The following is a 25,265-nucleotide window of genomic DNA, read 5'->3' on the forward strand; positions in this document are numbered from 1 at the left end:
GTGTGCCGGCGGCGCGTACGCCGCCGGATCGTGTGTGTGCTGGCGGAAGGGCCCGCGCACACGGCGGGCATGGGAATCGGTGCGTGTCGCGTGCGTCGGGCTACCAGCGCGCGCCGAAGGTCTGGCGCAGTTCGTCGAGTGCCGCTTCGGACAGCGGCGCGGGCTTCGGCTGCGTCATCAGCCACAGCCGTGCCGTTTCCTCGAGCTCTTCGAGTGCGTACGATGCTTGCGATACCGACGGCCCCCACATCACGGGGCCGAGGCGGTCGAGCAGCACGCCGCGCACCTGGTCGGCCAGCGCCGCGACTTCGGCCGCGACGGCCGGGTCGCCGGGGCGGCGGTAGCGAATCAGCGGAATGTGGCCGACCTTCATCACGTAGTACGGCGTGATCGGCGGCAGCACGTCGGTGTCGCGCCACACGCCGGCGAGCGTCAGCGCGACGAGGTGCGTCGAATGCGTGTGGACGACGCCGTTCGCTTCCGCGTTGCGCGCATAGATGCCGCGATGCAGCGCGAGCGTCTTCGACGGCTTGCCGCCCGATACCGGCTGGCCGTCCGTGCCGACCTTTGCGATGTCGTTCGGGTCGAGCCGGCCGAGGCATGCATCGGTCGGCGTGATCAGCCAGCCGTCGGGCAGGCGCGCGCTGATGTTGCCGGCGCTCCCGACTGCGTGGCCGCGCGCGTACAGGCTGGCACCGACGACGCAGATCTCTTCGCGCAGTTTCGCTTCGTCGCTCATCGTGCGGCTCCGTCCAGCGCGCGCAGCGCCTTGTCGAAAAAGTCCGTCGCGCCGAAGTTGCCGGATTTCAGCGCGAGGCCGAGCGGCTGCGCGTCGATGGTGGCCGTGGCCGGCACGCCCGGATCGATCTGCGCGCCGATCTGCAGCGACTTCACGTCGAGCGCCTGCACGACCGCGCCGGACGTCTCGCCGCCGGCGACGACGAACTTGCGCACGCCGAGATCACGCAGGCAGCGTGCGATCGCCGCGAGCGTGCTTTCGACGAGATGGCCGGCCGCTTCGACGCCGAGCGCTTGCTGCACGGCCTTCACTTCGTCGGGCGTCGCGGTCGCGTAGATCAGCACGGGTTGCGGCAGGTGCGAGCGCGCGAATGCGAGCGCCTGGTCGACGACGGGTTCGCCGCGCGATGCCGCGAGCGGATCGATGCGGAAGCTCGGCCGCGTCGCGCGCCACGCGGCGACCTGTGCGTTGGTGGCCTTCGACGCGCTGCCGGCGAGCACGGCCGACAGCCCGTCGATGCGCGGCAGCGACGCCGCGTTGTCGCGTTCTGGCAGTTGCTCCGCGCGGCGGAAATTCGCGGGCAGGCCGAGTGCGATGCCCGAGCCGCCGGTGACGAGCGGCAGGCCCGCGCACGCTTCGCCGAGCACGTAGAGGTCGCGGTCCGACAGCGCGTCGGCGATCGCGAAACGCACGCGCTCCGCGCGCAGCTGCTCGATCCGCGTACGGACGGCAGCCGCGCCGAGCGCGATCGTGTCATGGCGGATCAGGCCGACCGCCGAGGTCGTCTGCTGCTGCAGCACGCGCACGAGGTTCGCGTCCTTCATCGGCGTGAGCGGATGGTTCTCCATCCCCGATTCGTTCAGCAGCACGTCGCCGACGAACAGGTGGCCGCGATAGATCGTGCGGCCGTTCTCCGGGAACGCCGGGCACGCGATCGTGAAGCCGCCGCCGGCCGCGTCGAGCAGCGCGTCGGCCACCGGCCCGATGTTGCCCGCGTCGGTCGAGTCGAACGTCGAGCAGTACTTGAAGAAAAACTGGCGACAGCCCTGCGCGCGCAGCCATGCGTACGCGGCGAGCGATTGCGCGACGGCGTCGGCCGCCGGGATCGTGCGCGACTTCAGCGCGACGACGATCGCGTCGGCGTCGATGGCCGTGTCGGCCGACGCGCCGTCGGCGGGCACGCCGATCGTCTGCACGGTGCGCATGCCGCTCTTGACGAGCATGTTCGCGAGATCGGTCGCGCCGGTGAAATCGTCGGCGATACAGCCGAGCAGGGGACGGGAAGCGGAAGCGGTCATGGCAGGAGCGTCGTTCGAATCAGCGGGCGGGCGGCAGCGTGATGCCGGGGAAAGTCTTGATCACGGCGGAATCGTCCTCGCCGCCGTGGCCGGCGCTCGACGCGCTCATGAACATCTGGTGCGCGGTGGCCGACAGCGGCAGCGGGAACTTGCTGCGGCGCGCGGTATCGAGCACGAGGCCGAGATCCTTCACGAAGATGTCGACGGCCGACAGCGGCGTGTAGTCGCCGTTCAGGATGTGCGGCACGCGGTTCTCGAACATCCACGAATTGCCGGCGCTGTGCGTGATCACGTCGTACAGCGCGTCGGCGTCCACGCCTTCGCGCAAACCCAGCGCCATCGCTTCGGCGGCCGCGGCAATGTGCACGCCGGCCAGCAGCTGGTTGATGATCTTCACTTTCGAGCCGATGCCGTGTGCGTCGCCGAGGCGATAGACCTTGCCGGCGATCGCGGCGAGCACGTCTTCGCAACCCGCGTACGCGGCGGCCGGGCCCGACGTCATCATCGTCATCTCGCCGGAGGCCGCACGCGCGGCGCCGCCCGACACGGGCGCATCGAGCATCTGCAGGCCGACGGCCTCGATGCGTGCGCCGAGCGCGACCGCGAATTCGGGCGCGACGGTCGCGCTCGCGATCACGACGCCGCCCGGCTTCATCGCCGCGACCGCGCCGTGTTCGCCGAACAGCACCGTTTCCGTTTGGGCGGCATTGACGACGAGCGTGACGACGACGTCGCACTGCGCGCCGAGTTCGGCCGGCGTCGCGCAGGCCACGCCGCCTTCGGCGGCGAACGCCTGCAGCACGGTGTCGCGCACGTCGCATGCATGGACGTGCAGGCCGGCGCGCAGCAGCGAGCGTGCGACGCCGAGACCCATCGCGCCGAGGCCGATGACTCCAACATTTCGTGACATGGTCAACCTTGATCGATTCGGGAGAGGTTCGTGATGGCGGCGGCGCCCGATCGGGCAGTGGCCGCCGGCTTCAGCAGATGCCGGCTTCCGCGAGACGGCGGGCGGCGTTGTACATGTGCGTGCGCGCCGCGTTGCGGGCGGCCATCGGGTCGCGTGCACGGATCGCGTCGGCGATCGCCGCGTGTTCCTCGCGCACCTGGCGCGAGAAGTCCTCGCGCGTCGCTTCGTTGCGCCGCGTGACCTTCACGCCGGCTTCGAGGTACTGGTTCAGGAACTGCAGCGTCTTCAGGAAATACGGGTTGCCGGTGACGGCCGCGATCGTGCGGTGGAACGCGACGTCTTCGGCGACGCCGTCGCGCCCTTCGGCCACCGCATCGTCGATCTTGCGCAGCGCATCGTCGATGTCGGCCATGTCTTCATCGGTGTGATGCAGGGCCGCTTCGGCCGCGACCTCGGCCTCGATCGCGCGGCGCACTGCGAGCAAGTGCGGCAGCGAGGTGGCCTCGACCGCTTCCGCGTAGTCGATCCGCAGCGGCCGGATCGCGCCGTGCTGGTTCACGAACACGCCGCTGCCCTGGCGCGGCTCGACCACGCCTTCGTTCTTCAGCCGCGAGATCGCCTCGCGGATCACGGTGCGGCTCACGCCGAATTCCAGCGCGAGCACGGCTTCCGTCGGCAGCTTGCCGCTGGCCGAGAAACTGCCGGCTTCGATCTGCTTGAGCAGTTGCTGCGCGACATGGTCGCTCATCGCACGGGCGGGAATTTTCTCGAACATGGCGCTCTGGTTTGTAAGGTGATGTGGTCATCATACAAATTTGCACAAGCATCAGCATCCGGGATAACCCTCGGTTAGCAGGATGCAACGTCGGTCAAATTGATTGGAACCGGTTCCAAAAGAGGTGAAACCGACGCGAACGTGTGTCGTTCTGCGAGCGGTCGGTCAGGGAAGGGGGGCGGTGCGCCGCGGCCGTCAGTCGGCGATGTCCTCGACGGGATCGGCCGCAGCCAGTTCACCGCCTTCCGCCACTTCGCCGCCTCGCTCGCGATACGTCGCCGGCGGCACGCCGAACTGTTTGCGGAACTCGCGCCCGAGGTGCGATGCGTCGGCGAATCCGCAGCTCGACGCGATATCGGCGACCGTGCGATCGGAACTCGTCAGCAGCCACGCGGCCGTGCGCAGCCGCACCTGCTTCGCGAATGCCTGCGGGCTCTTGCCCGTCTCGGCCTTGAACAGCCGCTCGAGCTGCCGCGTCGACAGGTCGAGCTTGTTCGCGAGCTCGTCGAGCGACAGCGCACGCCCGACATGCTGTTCCATCAGGAGAATCGCGCGCTTGACCTTCGGGTGCGTCGCCGGTTCGAGGCCCGGCGGATGCGGTTGCGGCGCGTTGCCTTTCTGCATCTCGCCGACGAGCAGGATGCGCAGCGCCTTCTGCACCGTGGCGTGATCGAAATGGCGCAGCAGGATGGCCGCCGCGACGTCGATCGACGCGCGGCCGCCCGAACAGGTGATCCGGCGCCGGTCGATCACGAACAGCCGGTCGGCGATCAGCAGGTCGGGATCGGCTGACGGAAAGCGCTCGATGAAATCCCAGTAATGGAACCAGCTCACGCAGGTGCGGTAGCCGTCGAGCACGCCGGCGCGCATCAGCGTGAACACGCCGGTGCAGATGCCGACGACCGTCGCGCCGCCGGCCGCCGCGTGGCGGACGAAGTCGAGCGTTTGCGGGCCGGCCTGCGGCCCCGAATGCAGCAGCCCGCCGACCACCACCACATAGTCGAACGGCTCGGCCGCGTCGAACGTCTCCCAGGGCGTGATCTGGATCCCGCAGCTCGCGCGCACCGGCGCGAGCGTTTCGCCGATCACGCTCCATGCGCAGCGCACGGGCTTGCTGTAGTCGCCGTCGTCGGCCGACAGCCGCAGCATGTCGACGAAGCCGGAGAAGGCCGTCAGCGTGAAGTTCGGCAGCAGCACGATGCCGAAGCGGATGCGCCGCGGCGCGGGTTCTGCGAGGGGGGAAGCGGGTACGTCGGGTGTCATCGCGGCCAATCTCGTCACGCCGGGCAGGCGGTCTCACTCGTTTCACTCTGGTTGCGGGTACGGCTGCCGAGGCGGCGCGGATGAAGCCAGCGTCGCCGATCGGCCGCGGCCGGACTTGTGGTTTTTCGTCGCGAACCATCGCCAAAACGCACTTTCGGGCCGGCCGGCGCGGTGCTTGGCGGCGGTATCCCACGCCGATGCCGTTTTTGTTCTATCGGCCGATTTTACGCTTTGGTGTACTGGCGTCCAATCAACGTCACTCAACGCGTGAAAGCGCAAAGGCAGCCAGATGAACGTCAGCGCGTTCGACCTGTTCAAGATCGGTATCGGCCCGTCCAGTTCGCATACGGTCGGCCCGATGATCGCCGCGTGCCGCTTCGCGTCGCACGTCGAGGACGCGAACCTGCTCGGCTTCGTGCGCCGCGTGAGGGTCGAGCTGTACGGCTCGCTCGGCGCGACCGGCAAGGGCCACGGCACCGACAAGGCCGTGCTGCTCGGCCTCGAGGGCCACCTGCCCGACACGATCGACCCCGACCTGATCGAGCCGCGCCTCGCCGCGATCCGCGCGGAGAAGTCGCTGTCGCTGCTCGGCAAGCAGACGGTGCGTTTCGAGGAAAAGGAACACATCGGCTTCTATCGCAAGCTGATGAGCGGCACGAGCATCGTGCACCCGAACGGAATGCGCTTCCAGGCCTTCGACGAGCACGGCCAGCTGCTCGTCGAGAAAGAGTATTACTCGGTCGGCGGCGGCTTCGTCGTGAACCGCGACGGCGATCGCGTGAACGGCGTGCGCGCGGCGGTCGAGGTGCCGTACCCGTTCCGCACCGGCGACGACCTGATGCGCCAGTGCCGCGAACACGGGCTGTCGATCGCCGAACTGATGATGCGCAACGAATGCGCGCTGCGCTCCGCCGACGAAGTGCGCGCCGGGCTGCTCGCGATCTGGCGCACGATGGCCGCCTGCGTCGAGCGCGGCTGCAAGGTCGAGGGCGACCTGCCGGGCCCGATGCGCGTGAAGCGCCGCGCGGCCGAGATGAATCGCCATCTGCGTGCCCGTTCGGAAGAGTCGCTGCGCGACCCGCTGTCGATGCTCGACTGGGTCAACCTGTATGCGATGGCCGTGAACGAAGAGAACGCGGCCGGCGGCCGCGTGGTCACGGCGCCGACCAACGGTGCGGCCGGCGTGATCCCCGCGGTGCTGCACTACTACGTGAAATTCGTGCCGGGTTCGAACGAAGCCGGCATCGTCGAGTTCCTGCTGACGGCCGCGGCGATCGGGATCATCTACAAGGAAACGGCGTCGATCTCCGGCGCGGAAGTCGGGTGCCAGGGCGAAGTGGGTGTCGCGTGCTCGATGGCGGCCGCCGCGCTCGCCGCCGTGATGGGCGGTACGCCCGACCAGGTCGAGAACGCGGCCGAGATCGGCATGGAGCACAACCTCGGGATGACCTGCGACCCGGTCGGCGGGCTCGTGCAGATCCCGTGCATCGAGCGCAACGCGATGGGCGCGATCAAGGCGCTGAACGCGTCGCGCATGGCGCTCAAGGGCAACGGCCAGCACTACGTATCGCTCGATTCCGTAATCAAGACGATGCGCGAAACCGGCGCCGACATGAAGACGAAATACAAGGAAACGTCGCGCGGCGGTCTCGCCGTGAACGTCATCGAATGCTAACGAAGGACCACACCATGAGCCGCTACTCGATATTCAGCCTGTTCCGCAACGGTCTCTCGTATCACGAGAACTGGGAAAAGCAGTGGAAGAGCCCGGAGCCGAAGAAGGAATACGACGTCGTGATCGTCGGCGGCGGCGGCCACGGCCTGGCGACCGCGTACTACCTCGCGAAGGAGCACGGCATCACGAACGTCGCGATCCTCGAGAAGGGCTGGATCGGCGGCGGCAACACCGCACGCAACACGACGATCGTGCGCTCGAACTATTTGTGGGACGAATCGGCCGCACTGTACGAGAAGGCGATGAAGCTGTGGGAAGGGCTGTCGCAGGACCTGAACTACAACGTGATGTTCAGCCAGCGCGGCGTGATGAACCTCGCTCACACGCTGCAGGACGTGCGCGACACCGAGCGCCGCGTGAACGCGAACCGCCTGAACGGCGTCGACGCGGAATTCCTGACGCCTGCGCAGATCAAGGAAATCGAGCCGACCATCAACCTGAACAGCCGCTACCCGGTGCTCGGCGCATCGATCCAGCGTCGCGCCGGCGTCGCGCGCCACGACGCGGTGGCCTGGGGCTTCGCACGCGGCGCGGACCGCGCGGGCGTCGACATCATCCAGAACTGCCAGGTGACGGGCATTCGTCGTGAAGGCGGCGCGGTGGTCGGCGTCGATACGGTGAAGGGCTTCATCAAGGCGAAGAAGGTCGCGGTGGTCGCGGCCGGCAATACGACGACGCTCGCCGACATGGCCGGCGTGCGCTTGCCGATTGAAAGTCACCCGCTGCAGGCACTGGTGTCCGAGCCGATCAAGCCGGTCGTCAACTCGGTGATCATGTCGAACGCGGTGCACGCGTACATCAGCCAGTCCGACAAGGGCGACCTCGTGATCGGTGCCGGTATCGACCAGTACACGGGCTTCGGCCAGCGCGGCAGCTTCCACATCATCGAGAGCACGCTGCAGGCGATCGTCGAGATGTTCCCGGTGTTCTCGCGCGTGCGGATGAACCGCCAGTGGGGCGGCATCGTGGACGTGTCGCCGGACGCGTGCCCGATCATCACCAAGACCGACGTGAAAGGCCTCTATTTCAACTGCGGCTGGGGTACGGGCGGCTTCAAGGCGACGCCCGGCTCGGGCTGGGTGTTCGCGCACACGATCGCGCGCGACGAACCGCATCCGCTGAACGCGCCGTTCGCGCTCGACCGCTTCTACACGGGCCACCTGATCGACGAGCACGGCGCAGCCGCCGTCGCGCACTGAACCGACCATTGGAGAAAGAAACATGCTGCTGATCGAATGTCCGTGGTGCGGGCCGCGCGCCGAATCCGAGTTCTCGTGCGGCGGTGAAGCCGACATCGTGCGCCCCGTCAACAACGAGAACATGACCGACCGCGAATGGGGCGAATACGTGTTCATGCGCGAGAACAAGCGCGGGCTGCACAAGGAGCAATGGCTGCATGCGCAGGGCTGCCGCCGCTGGTTCAAGGCCACGCGCGACACGGTGACCTACGATATCAAGGGCTACGAAAAGTTCGGTGGCGAAGCTGCCGGCAACGCACACGAAGAGGGCACGAGCAAATGAGCCAGAAAGACCGCCTCGGCACCGGTGGCCGCATCAATCGCGCGATTCCGCTGACGTTCACGTTCAACGGCCGCACGTATCAAGGCTTCCAGGGCGACACGCTCGCGTCCGCGCTGCTTGCGAACGGTGTGCACTTCGTCGCGCGCAGCTTCAAGTACCACCGTCCGCGCGGGATCGTGACGGCGGACGTGGCCGAACCGAATGCCGTCGTGCAGCTCGAATCGGGCCCGTATACGGTGCCGAATGCACGCGCGACCGAGATCGAGCTGTACCAGGGGCTCGTCGCGACGAGCGTGAACGCCGAGCCGACGCTCGAGAACGACAAGTACGCGATCAACCAGAAGTTCTCGCGCTTCATGCCGGCCGGGTTCTACTACAAGACGTTCATGTGGCCGCGCAACATGTGGCCGAAGTACGAAGAGAAGATCCGCGATGCGGCCGGCCTCGGCAAGGCGCCTGAAGTGCTCGACGCCGATCGCTACGACAAGTGCTACGCGCATTGCGACGTGCTCGTGGTCGGCGGTGGCCCGTCGGGTCTCGCCGCCGCGCATGCGGCCGCGACGGCCGGCGCGCGCGTGATTCTCGTCGACGACCAGCGCGAACTCGGCGGCAGCCTGCTGTCGTGCCGCGCGGAGATCGACGCGAAGCCCGCGCTGCAGTGGGTCGAGAAGATCGAGGCCGAGCTGCGCAAGCTGCCCGACGTGACGATCCTGTCGCGCAGCACCGCGTTCGGTTATCAGGACCACAACCTCGTGACGGTCACGCAGCGCCTGACCGATCACCTGCCGGTATCGATGCGCAAGGGCACGCGCGAGCTGCTGTGGAAGGTCCGTGCCAAGCGCGTGATCCTCGCGACCGGCGCGCACGAGCGTCCGATCGTGTTCGGCAACAACGACCTGCCGGGCGTGATGCTGGCTGGCGCGGTATCCACGTACGTGCATCGCTTCGGCGTGCTGCCGGGCCGCAACGCGGTCGTGTTCACGAACAACGACCGCGCGTACCAGACCGCGATCGACCTGAAGGCATGCGGCGCGAAGGTGACGGTCGTCGATTCGCGTGCGTCGTCGAACGGTGCGCTGCCGGCCGCTGCGAAGCGGCAGGGTGTGACGGTGATGAGCGGCGCGGTCGTGACGGCCGCATCGGGCAAGTGGCGCGTATCGTCGGTCGACGTCGCGTCCCTCACGAACGGCCAGGTGGGCGGCAAGCTGCAGACGTTGCCGTGCGACCTCGTCGCGATGTCGGGCGGCTTCAGCCCCGTGCTGCACCTGTTCGCGCAGTCGGGCGGCAAGGCGTGCTGGAACGACGAGAAGGCATGTTTCCTGCCGGGCAAGCCCGTGCAGGCGGAAGCGAGCATCGGCGCGGCGGCCGGCGAATTCGGCCTGGCACGCGCGCTGCGGCTCGCGGTCGACGCAGGTGCGGAAGCCGCGAAGGCGGCGGGCTTCACGGCCGCGCAGCGCCCGGTCGCTCCGCAGGTGGCCGAAGCCGTCGAAGGCGCACTGCAGCCGTTGTGGCTCGTCGGCAGCCGTGAGGCCGCGGCACGCGGGCCGAAGCAGTTCGTCGACTTCCAGAACGACGTGGCGGCCGCCGACATCCTGCTCGCCGCGCGCGAAGGCTTCGAATCGGTCGAGCACGTGAAGCGCTACACGGCGATGGGCTTCGGCACCGACCAGGGCAAGCTCGGCAACATCAACGGGATGGCGATCCTCGCGGGCGCGCTCGGCAAGACGATTCCCGAAACGGGCACGACGACGTTCCGCCCGAACTACACGCCCGTGTCGTTCGGTACGTTCGCGGGGCGCGAGACGGGCGATTTCCTCGACCCGATCCGCAAGACCTGCGTGCACGAATGGCACGTCGAGCACGGCGCGCTGTTCGAGGACGTCGGCAACTGGAAGCGGCCGTGGTATTTCCCGAAGAATGGCGAGGACCTGCATGCGGCCGTGAAGCGCGAATGCCTGGCGGTGCGCAACAGCGTCGGCATCCTCGATGCATCGACGCTCGGCAAGATCGACATCCAGGGCCCCGATGCGGTGAAGCTGCTGAACTGGATGTACACGAATCCGTGGAACAAGCTCGAAGTGGGCAAGTGCCGCTACGGGCTGATGCTCGACGAAAACGGGATGGTGTTCGACGACGGCGTGACCGTGCGCCTCGCCGACCAGCATTTCATGATGACGACCACGACGGGCGGCGCGGCGCGCGTGCTCACGTGGCTCGAACGCTGGCTGCAGACCGAATGGCCCGACATGAAGGTGCGGCTGTCGTCGGTTACCGATCACTGGGCGACGTTCGCGGTGGTCGGACCGAAGAGCCGCAAGGTCGTGCAGAAGGTGTGCCAGGACATCGACTTCGGCAACGAGGCGTTCCCGTTCATGAGCTATCGGAACGGCACCGTTGCCGGCGCGAAGGCGCGCGTGATGCGGATCAGCTTCTCGGGCGAACTGGCCTATGAAGTGAACGTGCCGGCGAACGCGGGCCGGGCGGTGTGGGAAGCGCTGATGGCGGCCGGCGCCGAGTTCGACATCACGCCGTACGGCACCGAGACGATGCACGTGCTGCGCGCGGAGAAGGGCTACATCATCGTCGGCCAGGATACCGACGGCTCGATCACGCCGTACGACCTCGGGATGGGCGGGGTCGTCGCGAAGTCGAAGGACTTCCTCGGCAAGCGCTCGCTCGCGCGGTCGGACACCGCGAAGGAGGGCCGCAAGCAGTTCGTCGGCCTGCTGACCGAAGACGAACAGTTCGTGCTGCCGGAAGGCGCGCAGATCATCGCGAAGGACACGCAGGTGTCGGCGGTCGATCCGACGCCGATGATCGGCCACGTGACGTCGAGCTACTACAGCCCGATCCTGAAGCGCTCGATCGCGCTCGCGGTGGTGAAGGGCGGCCTGAACAAGATGGGCGAGAGCGTCGTGATTCCGCTGGCCAACGGCAAGCGCATCACCGCGAAGATCTCGAGCCCGGTTTTCTACGATACCGAAGGGGTGCGCCAGCATGTGGAATGAAACGAGAAACCAGACGCAGGTGGCGGGCGCGGGCGGCGTGACGCTTGAATCGCCGTTCGTCGGCGCGGCCGACGTGCTGAAGCCGCACCAGGCGCGCGCATCGAAGAAGTTCACGCTGCGCGAGCGGCCGTTCCTCGATCTCGTCAATGTGCGTGGCGAGTTGAGCGATCCGGCATTCGTCGCCGCGTTCGAGCGTGTGGTCGGTTGCCGCCCGCCCGCGGCGCCGAACACGGTTGCGCGCGGCGCCGAGTACGACGTGCTGTGGCTCGGCCCCGACGAGTGGCTCGTGCGCTCGAACGGGCCCGTTCAGGCCGGCGTGCTCGAAGCGAAGCTCGCTGAAGCCGTGCAGGGTTCGTATGCGGCGGCCGTCGATGTCGGCAGCGGCTATACGGTCGTCGAGATCAGCGGCGAACGCGTGCGCGACGTGATCGCGCGCGGCTGCCCGCTCGATCTGCATCCGCGCGTGTTCAAGCCGGGCCAGTGTGCGCAGTCGCACTACTTCAAGTCGCCGATCACGCTGATCCCGACCGGCGACGACACGTTCGAGATCGTCCTGCGTCGCAGCTTCGCGGACTATTTCGTGCGCATCATGCTCGACGCCGCGGCGCCGCTCGCATCATGAAGCCGTTCGACGAACCGTTCGTGGCGATCGACGCGCCGCGCCTGCGCGGGCGCGGCTGGAGCGTGTTCGTCGACGAACTGAAGGTGCCCGCGCGGATCGGCATTCATGCGCACGAGCATGAAGCGCCGCAGCCGATCGTGATCGATGCTCGGCTCGGCTATCGCTGCGAGCCGAGCGAGCAGGGCGAGTGGATCGATTACGACGGCTATTGCGCGCGGCTTGCCGCGTTCCTGTCGCACAAGCCGCATACGCGGTTGCTGGAGACGCTCGTCGCCGATATCGCGGTGCTGTCGTTCCGAGAATGGCCGGCGCTGGAATCGTTGACGCTGTCGGTGTACAAGCCGAAGATCCGGCCCGGTACGAAGCGCGTCGGCGTGTCGCTCGACTGGACACGCGGCGATTACCTGCGGTGGACGGGGGCGGCGGGGCAGCTGTGAGGCCAACGGCGGCGCCCGCCGTTCCGGTTCGTCGAGGACAATAATTCCTGAAATATGAGAATAATTTAAAGAAGGCTAGTCTGAGTCGATTTATTCCTGAAATATAGGAACAATTGGCGACTTGGAGCTCCTGCGAGTATAATTCCGATATTTTCGTAACAATGCTGCCAGATATCGCTGGCGGCACTTTGTTCCTGGAATTCCGGAATTATGGCCCGTACCTTACCTCGTCCGATTGCGACCCCCGATCCGCTTACACTTGATCTCGCCGCGCTGGGGGCGCTCGTGCGCAACCGGCGGGCGCAGAACCAGATGCGGATCGACGACGCGGCCGATATGCTCGGCGTCTCGAAGGATGTGCTGTCCCGGCTGGAAAACGGCCGAGCGGTGAGCCTCGATAAATTGTTCAAGGTGCTCGACGGCCTCGGTCTCAATCTGCTTGTCGTGCCGAAACGTGACGTTCCCGTCGCCCGCAAGGCGTTGCACGAACACATGGCATCGCAGGCTGTTGCGCCAGGGTCGCGGGAGCCGGCCTGATGCCCCATCGCCTGAGCATTTCGACCAACGGCTCGCCGGTCGGACGGTTGACCTACGACGCCCGTCAGGACGATTACGGCTTTGCGTACGATCCGTCGTGGCAGGCGCGCGCTGACGCATTTTCACTGTCTCCGTGTATTCCGCTCGACGGCGGTTCGCTTCCCGCGGGAGCGATCCAGCGCTTCATCGGCAATCTGCTGCCCGAGGGCCGCGCGCTCGAAGTGGCCGCGGCGATGTATCAGATATCGAAGGACAATGTCTTCGGCTTGATCCGCATGCTTGGGAAAGAGCCCGTCGGTGCGTTGAGCTTCGTTCCCGACGATGGTGCCGATGTGCCAGCACCGGAGGCCGCCGAACCGGTGCGGCGCGTGATATCCGCGGAGGAATTGACCGACCGCATTCGCAAGCGGGACGCGATTCCGTTTCCCGTCTGGGACGATCGGGTTCGGCTGTCGATTGCCGGTCATCAGGACAAGTTGCAGGTACTGGTCGAGGGCGAGCAATTCGCGCTCGTCGAGGGGGCGCTCAGCAGCACGCATATCCTGAAGCCCGAGTCCCGCAATCCGCACGCGCCGTTCATGGTTGCCAACGAACATTTCTGCATGACGCTGGCTGCCCGGATGGGGCTGCCGGTGGCGCATGTCGAGATACGGCGGATTCCCGAACCCATTCTGCTTATCGAGCGATTCGACCGGATCGTGACGATCGAACCGGGAGACCCGCAGCGTGTCCGTGCAGTGCGGCGCCTCCACATCATCGACGGATGCCAGGCACTGGACTTGCCGGCGACGCTCAAGTACGAGCGCAACCTCGGGAACAATGCGGACGTCCGCAATATTCGGGAGGGCGTGAGCTTCGAGAAGCTGTTTTCGTTGACGCCGTATCTCGAGACTCCGGCTGCCGCGCGCACGGCGATGTTGCGCTGGGCGCTGCTGCAATTGCTGATCGGCAACAGCGACGCACACGGCAAGAACATTTCGTTTTTTGTCAGTAGCGGCGGTCTCGCTCCCGCGCCGCTTTACGATCTCGTTTGCGTCGATGTGTACGGTGACGCATATGTCCAGGACATGGCGATGGCTTACGGCGACGTATTCCGTTCCGAGGAGCTGACCGCCTTCGCATTGGCGGATTTTGCGCACCGCGTGCAAATCCGGCCGGCGTTCGTTGCACGCGAATTGACGAAGATGGCGACGTTGGCCAGGAAGCTGGCTCCCGAGTTGGCCGAGTCGGACGTGTACGCGGGCGAGGAGCGCGGGTGGGTGCGAAATATTTCGGACTGCATATGCGATCAGGCCGAAAAGACGCAGCGTATCGCACCCATGATTGCCAAGGTCAACGTCGATCTTCTGTGAGGCATCGCGGCACCGCGCCATGCGGATGCATCAAGCCGCAGCCGCCCCATCCAGCGCCGGATAATCCACATACCCGCGCGCATCGCCGCCGAAGAACGTGTCGCGTTGCGCGTCGTTCATCGGTGCGCCCGTCTTCAGGCGCGTGACGAAATCCGGATTCGCGAGCACCATCTGGCCGTACGCTTCGAGATCGGCGAGGCCCGTCGCGACATCCGTGCCGATCGCATCGCGCGTGCGGCCAGGCCGGTTCACGATCAGCGTGCCGTTCCAGTGTGCGCGCAGGTCTGCAAGCAGCGGCTCGTCGCCCCCGTGCATCACGTGCAGGTATGCGAGGCCGAGGCGGTTGAGCTGCGCGGTCAGGTGGCGATACAGGTCGGCGCTTTCCGGACCTTCGTCGATGCCCCACAGCGTGGTGCCGGGCGACAGGCGGATCGCCGTGCGATCCGCGCCGATGTCGTCGGCGATCGCCTCGGCCACCTCGATCGCGAAGCGCGCGCGGTTCTCGATCGAGCCGCCGTACGCGTCGGTGCGCGTGTTCGCGTTCGGCGCGAAGAACTGCTGGACCAGATACCCGTTCGCACCGTGGATCTCGACGCCGTCGGCGCCGGCCTCGATCGCGCGGCGCGCGGCGATGCGGAAGTCGTTCACGGTCTCGCGCACTTCGTCCGTCGTCAGCGCGCGCGGCGCCGGAATCTCCTGCATCCCTTTCATCGTGAACATCGGCACGCCCGGTGCGATCGCGGAAGGCGCGACGCCCTGGCGATGATGCGGCGTATTGTCAGGGTGCGACATGCGCCCCACGTGCATCAGCTGGATGAACAGGCGGCTGCCGCGTGCGTGCACGCGCTCGCTGACCGCCTTCCAGCCGGCGACGTGCGCATCGGTGTAGATGCCAGGCGTCGTCAGGTAGCCCTGGCCGTCGTCCGACGGTTGCGTGCCTTCGCTGACGATCAGGCCGAGGTCCGCGCGCTGCGCATAGTATTCGGCGGCCAATGCGCCGGGCGTGCCGTCGAATGCGGCGCGGCTGCGCGTCATCGGCGCCATGACCAGGCGGTTCTGCAGGTCGTAGCGGCCGACACGGACCGGAGCGAACAGACGCGGCGCTTCCTGGCCGGCTTGAGCGGGAACGAAAAGCTGTTTCATCGCGTATTTCCTCATCGAAGTTCGGGTGACGGCACCGGGGCGGTGCCGCATCGGGCGAGGGTCGCGCAGGTCGCGCCGGCCGTGACGCCATATCCGCATCATCCATTGCTCCTTTTTCGAGATAAAGTGGGTGTCGTGGAGAACATTGATCCATTGATGGAGCATTCGGGATGGAACTGCTGAACGACATGGCGCTGTTCGTGGAAGTCGTGAAGGCGCGCGGCTTTCGCAGCGCCGCGCAGGCGCTGGGGATGCCGAATTCGACGCTGTCGCGGCGGATCGGCGCGCTCGAAAAGGCGATCGGCTTGCGGTTGCTGCACCGCACGACGCGCCGCATCGAGCTGACGGAAGCCGGGCAGCTGTATTTCGAGCGATGCAAGCGCATCGTCGACGAGGCGCGGCTCGCGCACGAGCAACTCGGCGGGCTGTTGGCCGAACCGGCGGGCGTGCTGCGCGCGTCGTTTCCGGTCGATTTCGCGGTGATCTACCTGACGCCGCTGCTCGTCGAATTCGCGAACCGCTACCCGAAGCTGACCTTCGATTTCGAGCTGACGTCACGGCGTGTCGACCTCGTGAGCGAGCCGTTCGACGTCGCGATCCGGATCGGCGAATCGGCGGATTCGCAGCTCGTCGCGCGGCGCCTCGCGACGTTCCACAACTACCTGTATGCGTCGCCGCGCTATCTCGAACGCGCGGGCGAGCCGCTCGAACCGGGCGACCTGGCGCAGCACCAGTGCATGAGTGTGCAGCGCCTCACCGCGTGGACGCTGCGTCGCGGCGAGCAGGCGGTCGACGTGCCGGTGGGCGGGCGGTTCGTCGTGAACAGCGTGGGCATGAACCGCCAACTGGCCGTGCACGATGCGGGGATCATCCAGCTGCCGGAGGAAGTGGTGGCCGACGATGTCGCCGCCGGCCGGCTGCGGCGCGTGCTGCCTGAATGGGAGGGCGCGCTCGTGCCCATCTTCGCGATGACCGAAACGCGTTTGCTGCCCGCGAAAACGCAGGTTTTCATCGAGTATCTGCGCGCACATTTCGCACCGGCATGACAGGTGCCCGGCGGCGGTCGCTCTTGCGCAGGTGACGTGTTTCCGCTTGCGCGGGACCGCGGGAGGAAGCGGGAATGGAAGCGGGAATTACTGGCTGTTGCGCGCTGACGCAGGCGGCGACGTATCGCTGACCGGTATCAGGCGGCCCTTCGTGTCGCTGGGCGCCTTGACGGCTTTCGCGTCGTCGTCGGGCTCGAGCACGAACCGGAACGAATCGACCCGCTGCATCACTTTCGCCGCGTACGCGTTCGAACCGCCATAGCTCTTCAGCCCGGCCTGCACGTTGCCGCCGGCCGCCTTCACGTAGCCCGACAGGATCGCGGAACCGGCTTCGACGTTCGCGTTCGGCTCGGTCAGATCCTTCACGTTGCGCAACAGGCCGCGGTGCGCGGCCGGCACGACCTGCATCAGCCCGGTCGCGCCATGCTGGCCGCGCGCCTTTTCCTGGAAGCGCGATTCGATCGAGATGATGGCGTAAACGAGTGCGGGAGGAAGCGAATATTTCGTCGCAGTGACGCTCACGATGTCGGCGAGCTTCGTGGCCCGTTCCTTCGCCACGCCGAATTTCTTCGTCAGGTAGGTCGTGATGCGGCGGTTTGCTTCGTTCGGCTGATCGTTGGCGTTCGCGAGCGGCGCGGAGGCGACGGACGGCGCCGATGCCAGTGCGTCGGGCGCGGATGCAGGCAGCGCGGGCGCTTGCTGCGCCGATGCCTGATGCGCGATGCCGAGCGAAAGCACGATCAGCGAGAGAAACCGTCGCATGGTGAAGTGCGGGGGAATGGGAGGCGCATAGTATATCGACCAATCAACACGGGTTGTCGAACGTCGGCTCGAATGAAAGCAGCATGTAGGTTTGTTTCGGCGCGCAACGATGCGGCGGTGCGATCGTTGCGCGGACACGCATCGTAGTCCGGATAGACGCCGTTCAATCTCGCGCTGACGTTATTTAACACGCGCGCAAGGTGTGCTGCGCCGCAAACCTTACGCGCGACGCGCGGTCGCCACCCGTGCCAGTGCACCGATCGCATCGCTGACGAGCACCGCGAGCAGCCCGACGATTACGCCGCCCTGCAGCACGAACGCGGTGTTCGACGTCTGCAGGCCCGCGATGATCACGTCGCCGAGCCCGCGCGCGGCGACAGTCGAGCCGATCGTCGCGGTGCCGAGATTGATCACGACCGCGAGCCGGATGCCGTTGACGATCACCGGAAACGCGAGCGGCAGCTCGACCGACACCAGTTGCTGCCAGCTGCTCATCCCCATTCCGCGCGCGGCATCGACGACGTCGCGCGGCACGTCTTCGAGCCCTGCGATCGTGCTTTCGAAAATCGGCAGGAGCCCGTACAGCACGAGCGCGATCAGCACGGGTTTCAAGCCGAAGCCGACGGCCGGCACGGCCAGCGCGAGCACTGCGACCGGCGGGAAGGTCTGGCCGATGTCGACGACGCTGCGCGCGACCGGCAGGAAATCCGCGCCGGCCGGCCGTGTGACGAAGATCCCGGCCGCGACCGCGACGATCGTGCCGATCAGGCTCGACAGCGCGACCGTGCCGAGATGGGCGAGCGTGAGATCGAGCAGGCTCGCGCGATCGTAGATGACGGGTGCGCCGTTGTCCGCGAACGGCGCGAACACACCCTGCAGCCACGCGGGGCGCAACAGCAGCACGAGCAGCAGCGCGAGCGCGGCCGCGCGGGCGACGTACGCGGGAAGTGCCGAACGCATCGGCCGCATGCTGCCGTGCGCCGTCATGCGGGCTTCCTCGCATGCGCGCGGATCGCGTCGAGCGTGATGCGGCGCGCGCCGTGTTCGTTGCGTGCGTCGCCGTCATCGACGGGCAGTGCATCGACACCGCGCCACAGTAATTCGGATACCGCATCGCGAAGCGTGCGCGTCGCGGCGATCGGTTCGCCGTCGGCATGGCCGGGTTCGGCCACCGTATCGATCGGCGTCAGCGCGAGCAGGCGCAGCGGTCGGTCGACGCCCGCGACGAGTTGCTCGACGACGCCGGCCGCCGGCTTGCAGAGGATCTCGGCCGGCGGCGCGACCTGCAGCAGCTTGCCGTTGTCCATCACCGCGATCGTGTCGCCGAGCTTCAGCGCTTCCTCGATGTCGTGCGTGACGATCACGACCGTGATGCCGAGGCGGCGCTGCAGCGCGAACAGGTCGTCTTGCGCCTTGCCGCGAATGATCGGGTCGAGCGCGCCGAACGGTTCGTCCATCAGCAGCATCGCGGGCTCGGCCGCGAGTGCGCGCGCGACGCCGACGCGCTGCTGCTGGCCGCCCGACAGTTCGTGCGGCAGCTTGTCCGCGAACTCGGCCGGCGCGAGATGGAACAGGTCGAGCAGTTCGTTCACGCGCGCGTCGATGCGAGCGGACGGCCAGCCGAGCAGGCGCGGCACGGTCGCGATGTTGCGCGCGACGCTCCAGTGCGGGAACAGTCCATGCCCCTGGATCGCATAGCCGATACCGCGCCGCAGTTGCTCGGGGGCGACGGTCGCCGTATCGACGCCGTCGATGCGGATCGTGCCGCTGGTCGGCGCAATCAGCCGGTTGATCATGCGCAGGAGCGTCGACTTGCCGCTGCCCGATGCGCCGACGAGCGCGGTGATCGTGCCGCGCTGCATCGTCAGCGACACGTCGTCGACGGCGATCACATCGCCGAAGCGTTTGCCGGCGTGTTCGATCTCGATCATCCTGCACGTCCCTTCGCGAGCGACGTCGCGGCTTCGAACACGACGGCGGCCGCCAGTGCGAGCGCGATCGTCGGGATCGCGCCGAGCAGCACGAGATCGGCGGCCGACTGCCCGATCCCCTGGAAGATGAAGGTGCCGAACCCGCCGCCGCCGATCAGTGCGGCGACCGCGGTCAGGCCGATGTTCTGCACGAGCACGATGCGCACGCCGCTCAGGATCACCGGCAGCGCGAGCACAAGATCGACACGCAGCAGCCGCTGCGCACGCGTCATGCCCATCGCACGCGCCGCTTCGGTCACGTGCGGTGGCACCTGCCCGAGCCCGACCACGACACTCGATGCGATCGGCAGCAGCGAATACAGGAACAGCGCGAGCACGGCCGGCGCCACGCCGATCCCACGGATGCCGAGCGCGGCCGCGAGCGGCACGTGCGCGGCGAGCAGGCCGAGCGGCGCCATCATCAGCCCGTACATCGCGATGCTGGGGATCGTCTGCACGACATTGAGCACGGGCATCGCGACGGTGCGCACAGCCGCGACCCTTGCGCATGCGATGCCGAGCGGCAGGCCCGCGACGAGCGCGGCGGCCACTGAGCCGCCCGCCAGCGACACGTGACGAATCGCCTCGCGCCAGAAATCGTCGCTGCGCACCGCGTATTCGCGCATCACCGAGAGGCTGTCCCACCAGCCGCTTGCGAGCGGCACCGAAATCGCTGCTATCGCGACGACGAGTGCGACGAGCCGTCGCCACGGGCCGAACGCGAGGCGTGCGAGCGCGTCGGCGATCAGCACGGTCCAGGCGAACAGCAGCAGCCAGACACCCGCGTCGGGCGAGACGCGCGCGAGCATGTCGTCGGGTGCGACGACGTGCGTCGCGGCCGCGCCGACCGCATACGCGAGCGTCGCGAGCCCCGCGCAGCCGGCCGCGAGCCGCCAGGCGGGACGGCTCGCCGTCATCACCCACAGCGCGCCGGCGGTCCACAGCGCGGCGAGCGCGGCACCCTGCATCGGCGGCAGCGCGGCGAACACCGACAGCCCGGTGCCGGCCGCGATCCGGTTCGGCCTCAGCACCGCGAACGAGAGGCCGAACACGGCGACGATCGTCAGTACCCCGATCAGGATACCGACCTTGTCGAGCGTGACGCGCCGCGCGGACGCCGCCGCGCGACCCGTCATTTCACGAAGCCCTTCGCTTTCAGGTAGCTTTTCGCGACGCCGGCGGCCGGCTCGCCGTTGATCTGGATGCGCGCGTTCAACGACTGCAGCGTCTTCAGGTCGAGGCTCGCGAATACCGGTTTCAGGTAGTCGGCGATCTGCGGATGCGCTTTCAGCACGGCTTCGCGGATCACCGGCGCCGGCGCGTAGACGGGCTGCACGTGCTTGTCGTCGTCGAGCACCGCGAGGCCGCTCGATGCGATGCCGCCGTCGGTGCCGTAGACCATCGCGGCATTCACGCCGTCGGTCTGGTTGGCGGCGGCCTTGATCGTCGCGGCCGTGTCGCCGCCGGACAGCACGACGAGCTGCTCGGGCTTCAGCTTGAAGCCGTACGCTTTCTCGAACGACGGCAATGCGGACGCGCTGTTCACGAATTCGGCCGATGCCGCGAGTTTCACCTTGCCGCCGCCGGCCACCCACTTGCCGAAATCGGAGAAGGTCTTCAGGTGCTGCGATTGCGCGACGGGCGCGAGCAGCGCGACGCCCCATGTGTTGTTCGCGGGCGCCGGCGCGAGCCACACGAGATGGTTCGCCGCGTAGTCGAGTTTCTTCGCGGCGTCGTAGCCCTGGCTCGCGTTCTTCCACAGAGGATCGTCGGCCTTGTTGAAGAAGAACGCGGCATTGCCCGTGTACTCGGGGTAGACGTCGATCTCGCCGCTCGTGAGCGCCTTGCGCACGATCGGCGTGGTGCCGAGCGCGATCTTTTCGGTGACGGGGATGCCGTGGGCCTTCAGCACCTGCGCGATGAGGTTGCCGAGCAGGTTGCCTTCGGTGTCGATCTTCGACGACACCACGACGGGCGTGTCGGCGTGCGCGCCGGGCGCGACGAGGGCGGCGGCGAACGCGAGGCCCAGGATCCGGGCGGGCAGGGCGAGCTTCATCAGGGCCAATCTCCAGGACGGGGGCGTACGCCGAAAGTTACTTGACTGAGCGGGCTTTGGCAAACCGCGTGCGGCGGCGTGTCCACAGCCCGTGTGGGGATAACCCGCATCCGTCACGTGCGCTTGTTACACTGAAATTCGTTCCTGCCTGCGGACACTTGCTGACATGAAGCCCGAGTTGCTGGTCCTCATCGCCTTGCGCGGCGACGCGCGCCGCGAGATTGCCGCGTCGTTCGACGTGCGCCACGCCCCGACTGCCGAAGAACGCGAACGCGCGATCGCCGAACACGGCGGCACGATACGCGCGGTGCTGACCAACGGCAGCACGGGGCTCACTGCCGCCGAGATCGACCGGCTGCCGCAGCTCACGTTCGTCAGCGCGCTCGGCGCGGGCTACGAGCACATCGACGTCGCGCATGCGAAGGCGCGCGGCGTCACGGTGGTCACGGGCGCGGGCACCAATGACGATTGCGTGGCCGATCACGCGTTCGCGCTGCTGCTCGCGGCGGTGCGCAACGTCGTGCAGCTCGATGCGAAAACCCGTGCCGGCGTGTGGCGCGAAGGGTTGCCGATGCCGCCGAACGTGTCGGGCAAGAAGCTCGGCATCGTCGGGCTCGGCAAGATCGGCGAGAAGTGCGCGCGTCGCGCGGCCGGCTTCGACATCGAGATCGGATATCACAACCGGTCGGAGAAGCCCGTTCCTTACCGCTATTTCGATCGAGTCGATACGCTCGCGCAGTGGGCCGATTTCCTGATCGTCGCGACGCCGGGCGGCGCGGGCACGCGGCACCTGATCGACCGCACCGTGCTCGATGCGCTCGGCTCCGGCGGTTTTCTCGTCAACGTGTCGCGCGGCAGCGTTGTCGATACCGCTGCTTTGGCAGACGCGCTGCGCGAACGGCGCATCGCGGGCGCGGGACTCGACGTGTACGAAGGCGAACCCGAGCCGCCACGCGCGCTGACGGATCTCGACAATGTCGTGCTGACGCCGCACATGGGCGGTTGGTCGCCCGAGGCGCTCGATCGGTCGGTGCAGCAGTTTCTCGACAACGCGGCGCGGCATTTCGCGGGGCAGCCGGTGTTGACGCCGGTGTGATGGCCGCGGGGCGGGCGCGGATCAGCTTGCCTGCCTGCAGAATTCCCAATAGAACTCCGGCAGGTTCGCCGGCCTGTCGGCATCGAGGTCGATCCAGCCGAACTGGTTGTGCTCGTCGCTCAGTACGATGTCGTGACGATCGACCTGACACTCGAAGCACACGATGAGCACGCGCTTGCCCGGTACGACCTCGCACGAGCGGCTCGCCACGTAGCGGAGCGCCGACGCGACGATCCCGCATTCTTCCCGCACTTCGCGCGTGACGGTTGCTTCGAGCGATTCGCCCTCTTCGGGCCAGCCGCCCGGCAACTCCCATTCGTCGCGTGGATTGCGCAGGAACAGGACCGAGCGTCCGTCACGGACGATGGCTTTCGCGCTGAGGGGGATCATATGGGTTCACCGATTGCGTTTGACTGTCGCAGCCTATAGGGCCTGTTCACGCTAATAACGGGCTTGCGAACGTGCCTTGCCGGCTGCAGTGCAAGAAGCAAGGAGCGCCGTTTGGCCGAGCCAAACAAGCGACGCGCGACGCCGCAATGCGGCCGGCAAGGCACGTTCCCCTGTTTGGAAAAAATCATTCGTGGGGCTGGCCCCCAGAAGGGCCGATCGCCGCGTCATGCTCCTCGCGAATACGTCGAGTATTCGCTTCGTCGCATTCCTTGCGCTCGGCCCTTCTGGGGGCCAGCGCAAGCCCGTTATTAGCGTGAACAGGCCCTGGGTGCTCCCTTCTTGCAGCGATCCCCCGCCTGCGCCAACGAACGCGCAGACGGGGGAGGCGGCGCCGTTACGCCGGCAGCCGGCGTGCGATTACACGCCTGCCGACGACGAAGCCAGCGGCACCGTCACCGACGTGCCGGCCGGATCGAGCGTCAGGCCCGTGCCCGGCGTCGGCCGCAGCGTCGCCTCGTAGTCGCTGGAGAGGACGACGAGCCCGAGCCGGTGGCCGGCTTCCAGCTTGTAGTCGCGCGGCATGAACGTCAGCTTCAGATCGTACGGCAAGCCGGGCAGCACCGGTTCCGACAGCCACTCGGACAGCCGGTTGCGCGGGTCGGTCCAGGCACGTGTGACGATCGTGGCCGTGCCGTCCGGCGCGCGATCGACCAGCAGTGCCGTCACGTTGGCGACGCCCGTGAAGGTCAGCCTGACGCGGGCGGTCGCGGCGCCGGAGAGGCGGGTCGCGGCCGTCAGCGGCGCGGTTTCGAAGCGGCTGCGGTTTTCACCCGTCGGCGTGTTCGCCAGCGTGAGCGCCGGAATGCGCGCATCGTCGGTGAAGCGCGTGAGCGGGCCGCCGGACGGCAGCCGCAGCAGCGTGCCGGTGCCCGCGCCGTCGCCGCCCGCGAAATACGTGACCGGCGTCGCACGGCGTGCGGCCCAGTCCGCCTCCTTCAGCAGCGTGCCGTCGGCCTGCTCGATCACCGCGCGCGGATCGCGTTCGACGCCGTTGTTGTAGCCGATCAGGTAGCGCGTGAACCAGCGGTTCACCTCCGCGGTCCACGCTTCGCCCATCGCCGGTACGCGCGTCGGGTCGGTGTGCTTCAGGCGGTGCAGCCACAGCTGCGTCGGCACGCCCTGGCGCCGCATCGCGAGATACCACGACGTCGACTGGTCGACGCGCACGTTGTCGTCGGTCAGCCCCTGCGCGACGAGTGCCGGTGCAACCGCGAACGCGGTCGGGATCTCGCGCGCGGCCCAGAACGGCGAGTAGTCGCCGGTCTTGCGGTCTTCCTGCTGCAACGCTTCGTCGATCAGGTGCGTGCAGCGCTCGGGATGCGCGTTCGTCAGCAGCGCCTTGATGTACACGTCGACGTCTTCGCCCTGATAGCCTTCCGGCGCGCGCACGAGCCCGCCCGAGCGGTAGTAGCCGTACATGTTCGTCAGCCCGGCGATCGGTACGATCGCGTCGAGCCCGCGCGTGCGCAGGCTTGCGACCATCTTCGGCAGCGTGCCGTCGTACGACACGCCGTACATGCCGACGTGGCCCGTCGACCAGTTCGCGACGACCGTCTTGCCGTTCGCGTCCTTCGCGGTTGCGTCGCGGCCGAGCCAGCGGATCACCGACGCCATCGCGACAGATTCGTCGCGCGTCAGGATTGTCGGGCAGCCGTCCGAGCCGGCGGTGCCGAGCGAATCCGCGTAGACGATCGTGAAGCCGCGCGGCACGAAGTAGCTCTCGATCCACGAGCGGCCGGCGGCGGCCGCTTCGACCTGCTGCAGCATCCGCGACTGCGGTGCGGCGGCCATGATGCGCGTGGACGCCGATACCGGTGCGCCGGCAGCCGCGGCCGGATGCGGCGTGCCGTCGAGTTCGACGTCGACGTTGTGGTCGGGGCTGTCGGCAAGCCCCGCGTAGTACGGGCTCGCGAGCACGATGACGGGCGTGCGTGCGCCGTTCGCGGTTTCGGACGGCCGCACGATGCGCACATGAATGCGGTCGCGCGTGCCGTCGCCGTCGGAATCGACCGGCGTGTCGACCCACGCGTTTTCCTCGATCGTGCCGCCCGACAGCGACGGCTGCACCTGGCCGTTGCTGATCACCGGCTTGTAGCGTCCGTTGCTGGCCGGATTCGCGTACGGGACGCCGGACGGCGACACGTGCGACGCGAGCGACTGCGCATCGGCTGCCGCTGCGGCTGCTGCCCCCTCCTGTTGGCCCTGCGCGAGTGCGGATACACCCGCCACGCTGCCGTCGTCGCCGCCGCACGCGGCGAGCGTCGTGGCGGCCACGAGCGCGGGAAGCCACGCGCGCCGGAATCCGGTTCGATGAATGTTCATTGAATCGACCTCGTCTCTTGTGATTGTCTGGAACCGGCGCGGCTCGCGATACACCCCCTGCGGCCTGGCCGGGTACTGCGTCGGATGAAGCGGAACTGCACCATCAAAAGCGGCGGACGGGACGCACGGGCGTCTCGCCCCGAGCGGAACGCGTCAGCGCAGCGGCACCACGGAGTGAATGCAGGAGTGCGAATCAAATGTGGGCATGCCCGAGCTTCCTTCA

Annotated in this window: 23 protein-coding genes; 10 read left to right on the forward strand and 13 right to left on the reverse strand. The window is 67.5% G+C overall.

What is annotated here, in order from left to right:
• Positions 1-100: 100 nt before the first annotated feature.
• The 5 genes from U5809_RS15985 to U5809_RS16005 all read right to left on the reverse strand — a co-directional run bounded on the left by U5809_RS15985 (position 101) and on the right by U5809_RS16005 (position 4,985).
• Positions 101-739, reverse strand: a complete 639-nt coding sequence (locus U5809_RS15985) for an aldolase (RefSeq protein WP_322087231.1) — start codon at positions 737-739, stop codon at positions 101-103.
• The gene (otnK, locus tag U5809_RS15990; RefSeq protein WP_322087232.1) at positions 736-2,037 is read right to left on the reverse strand and encodes a 3-oxo-tetronate kinase; all 1,302 of its coding nucleotides are present in this window, start codon (positions 2,035-2,037) and stop codon (positions 736-738) included. Before otnK ends, U5809_RS15985 begins: the two co-directional genes overlap by 4 nt.
• A 19-nt stretch (positions 2,038-2,056) precedes the next feature.
• A complete protein-coding gene (gene ltnD / locus U5809_RS15995) occupies positions 2,057-2,947 on the reverse strand; it encodes an L-threonate dehydrogenase (RefSeq protein ID WP_322087233.1) in 891 nt (296 codons plus the stop codon).
• Between the two features lie 70 nt (positions 2,948-3,017).
• Entirely contained in the window at positions 3,018-3,722 is a 705-nt protein-coding gene (locus tag U5809_RS16000) for a FadR/GntR family transcriptional regulator (protein WP_322087234.1), read from the reverse strand.
• Between the two features lie 195 nt (positions 3,723-3,917).
• Positions 3,918-4,985 (reverse strand): GlxA family transcriptional regulator, encoded by a 1,068-nt coding sequence (locus U5809_RS16005; protein ID WP_322087235.1) that lies wholly within the window; start codon positions 4,983-4,985, stop codon positions 3,918-3,920.
• A gap of 289 nt (positions 4,986-5,274) precedes the next feature.
• Between U5809_RS16005 and U5809_RS16010 the strand changes: the two genes are divergently transcribed.
• The 8 genes from U5809_RS16010 to U5809_RS16045 all read left to right on the forward strand — a co-directional run bounded on the left by U5809_RS16010 (position 5,275) and on the right by U5809_RS16045 (position 14,197).
• A complete protein-coding gene (locus U5809_RS16010; RefSeq protein WP_282508587.1) occupies positions 5,275-6,660 on the forward strand; it encodes an L-serine ammonia-lyase in 1,386 nt (461 codons plus the stop codon).
• A 14-nt stretch (positions 6,661-6,674) separates the two neighbouring features.
• Positions 6,675-7,919 (forward strand): sarcosine oxidase subunit beta family protein, encoded by a 1,245-nt coding sequence (locus U5809_RS16015; protein ID WP_006480591.1) that lies wholly within the window; start codon positions 6,675-6,677, stop codon positions 7,917-7,919.
• A gap of 22 nt (positions 7,920-7,941) precedes the next feature.
• Positions 7,942-8,241, forward strand: a complete 300-nt coding sequence (locus tag U5809_RS16020; RefSeq protein WP_011354096.1) for a sarcosine oxidase subunit delta — start codon at positions 7,942-7,944, stop codon at positions 8,239-8,241.
• Complete coding sequence (locus U5809_RS16025) at positions 8,238-11,249, forward strand: sarcosine oxidase subunit alpha family protein (RefSeq protein ID WP_322087236.1); 3,012 nt, start codon at positions 8,238-8,240, stop codon at positions 11,247-11,249. The genes U5809_RS16020 and U5809_RS16025 overlap by 4 nt, the downstream gene beginning before the upstream one ends.
• Positions 11,239-11,871 (forward strand): sarcosine oxidase subunit gamma, encoded by a 633-nt coding sequence (locus tag U5809_RS16030; RefSeq protein WP_176048431.1) that lies wholly within the window; start codon positions 11,239-11,241, stop codon positions 11,869-11,871. The genes U5809_RS16025 and U5809_RS16030 overlap by 11 nt, the downstream gene beginning before the upstream one ends.
• Complete coding sequence (locus U5809_RS16035; RefSeq protein ID WP_322087237.1) at positions 11,868-12,308, forward strand: dihydroneopterin aldolase; 441 nt, start codon at positions 11,868-11,870, stop codon at positions 12,306-12,308. Before U5809_RS16030 ends, U5809_RS16035 begins: the two co-directional genes overlap by 4 nt.
• A gap of 210 nt (positions 12,309-12,518) precedes the next feature.
• The gene (locus tag U5809_RS16040) at positions 12,519-12,845 is read left to right on the forward strand and encodes a helix-turn-helix transcriptional regulator (RefSeq protein WP_322087238.1); all 327 of its coding nucleotides are present in this window, start codon (positions 12,519-12,521) and stop codon (positions 12,843-12,845) included.
• Positions 12,845-14,197 carry a HipA domain-containing protein gene (locus tag U5809_RS16045; RefSeq protein ID WP_322087239.1) on the forward strand — a complete coding sequence of 451 codons (1,353 nt, stop codon included), beginning with the start codon at positions 12,845-12,847 and terminating at the stop codon, positions 14,195-14,197. The genes U5809_RS16040 and U5809_RS16045 overlap by 1 nt, the downstream gene beginning before the upstream one ends.
• Before the next feature lie 30 nt (positions 14,198-14,227).
• Here the strand turns inward: U5809_RS16045 and U5809_RS16050 are convergent, their stop codons facing one another.
• Complete coding sequence (locus U5809_RS16050; RefSeq protein ID WP_322087240.1) at positions 14,228-15,340, reverse strand: alkene reductase; 1,113 nt, start codon at positions 15,338-15,340, stop codon at positions 14,228-14,230.
• 170 nt (positions 15,341-15,510) lie between these two features.
• Between U5809_RS16050 and U5809_RS16055 the strand changes: the two genes are divergently transcribed.
• A complete protein-coding gene (locus U5809_RS16055; RefSeq protein WP_322087241.1) occupies positions 15,511-16,386 on the forward strand; it encodes a LysR family transcriptional regulator in 876 nt (291 codons plus the stop codon).
• Between the two features lie 87 nt (positions 16,387-16,473).
• On the opposite strand, the gene U5809_RS16060 is transcribed toward U5809_RS16055, so the two are convergent.
• From U5809_RS16060 to U5809_RS16080, 5 genes are all read right to left on the reverse strand, one after another.
• A complete protein-coding gene (locus U5809_RS16060) occupies positions 16,474-17,148 on the reverse strand; it encodes a lytic transglycosylase domain-containing protein (protein WP_322087242.1) in 675 nt (224 codons plus the stop codon).
• A 219-nt stretch (positions 17,149-17,367) separates the two neighbouring features.
• Complete coding sequence (locus U5809_RS16065; RefSeq protein ID WP_322087243.1) at positions 17,368-18,135, reverse strand: ABC transporter permease; 768 nt, start codon at positions 18,133-18,135, stop codon at positions 17,368-17,370.
• Entirely contained in the window at positions 18,132-19,079 is a 948-nt protein-coding gene (locus tag U5809_RS16070) for an ABC transporter ATP-binding protein (protein WP_322087244.1), read from the reverse strand. The genes U5809_RS16065 and U5809_RS16070 overlap by 4 nt, the downstream gene beginning before the upstream one ends.
• Positions 19,076-20,254 (reverse strand): ABC transporter permease, encoded by a 1,179-nt coding sequence (locus tag U5809_RS16075; protein WP_322087245.1) that lies wholly within the window; start codon positions 20,252-20,254, stop codon positions 19,076-19,078. Before U5809_RS16075 ends, U5809_RS16070 begins: the two co-directional genes overlap by 4 nt.
• Complete coding sequence (locus U5809_RS16080) at positions 20,251-21,174, reverse strand: ABC transporter substrate-binding protein (RefSeq protein WP_176048421.1); 924 nt, start codon at positions 21,172-21,174, stop codon at positions 20,251-20,253. Before U5809_RS16080 ends, U5809_RS16075 begins: the two co-directional genes overlap by 4 nt.
• A gap of 166 nt (positions 21,175-21,340) precedes the next feature.
• Here U5809_RS16080 and U5809_RS16085 point away from each other — a divergent pair, with 166 nt between their 5' ends.
• Positions 21,341-22,270, forward strand: coding sequence for a 2-hydroxyacid dehydrogenase (locus U5809_RS16085; RefSeq protein ID WP_322087246.1), 930 nt, complete (start codon positions 21,341-21,343; stop codon positions 22,268-22,270).
• A 21-nt stretch (positions 22,271-22,291) separates the two neighbouring features.
• On the opposite strand, the gene U5809_RS16090 is transcribed toward U5809_RS16085, so the two are convergent.
• Together U5809_RS16090 and U5809_RS16095 are read right to left on the reverse strand one after the other, a co-directional pair.
• Positions 22,292-22,660 (reverse strand): NUDIX hydrolase, encoded by a 369-nt coding sequence (locus U5809_RS16090; RefSeq protein WP_322087247.1) that lies wholly within the window; start codon positions 22,658-22,660, stop codon positions 22,292-22,294.
• Between the two features lie 417 nt (positions 22,661-23,077).
• Positions 23,078-25,042, reverse strand: coding sequence for a Xaa-Pro dipeptidyl-peptidase (locus U5809_RS16095; RefSeq protein WP_322087248.1), 1,965 nt, complete (start codon positions 25,040-25,042; stop codon positions 23,078-23,080).
• Between the last annotated feature and the right edge of the window lie 223 nt (positions 25,043-25,265).

The sequence above is a fragment of the Burkholderia sp. BCC1999 genome (genome assembly GCF_905339975.1).
GTDB lineage: Bacteria > Pseudomonadota > Gammaproteobacteria > Burkholderiales > Burkholderiaceae > Burkholderia.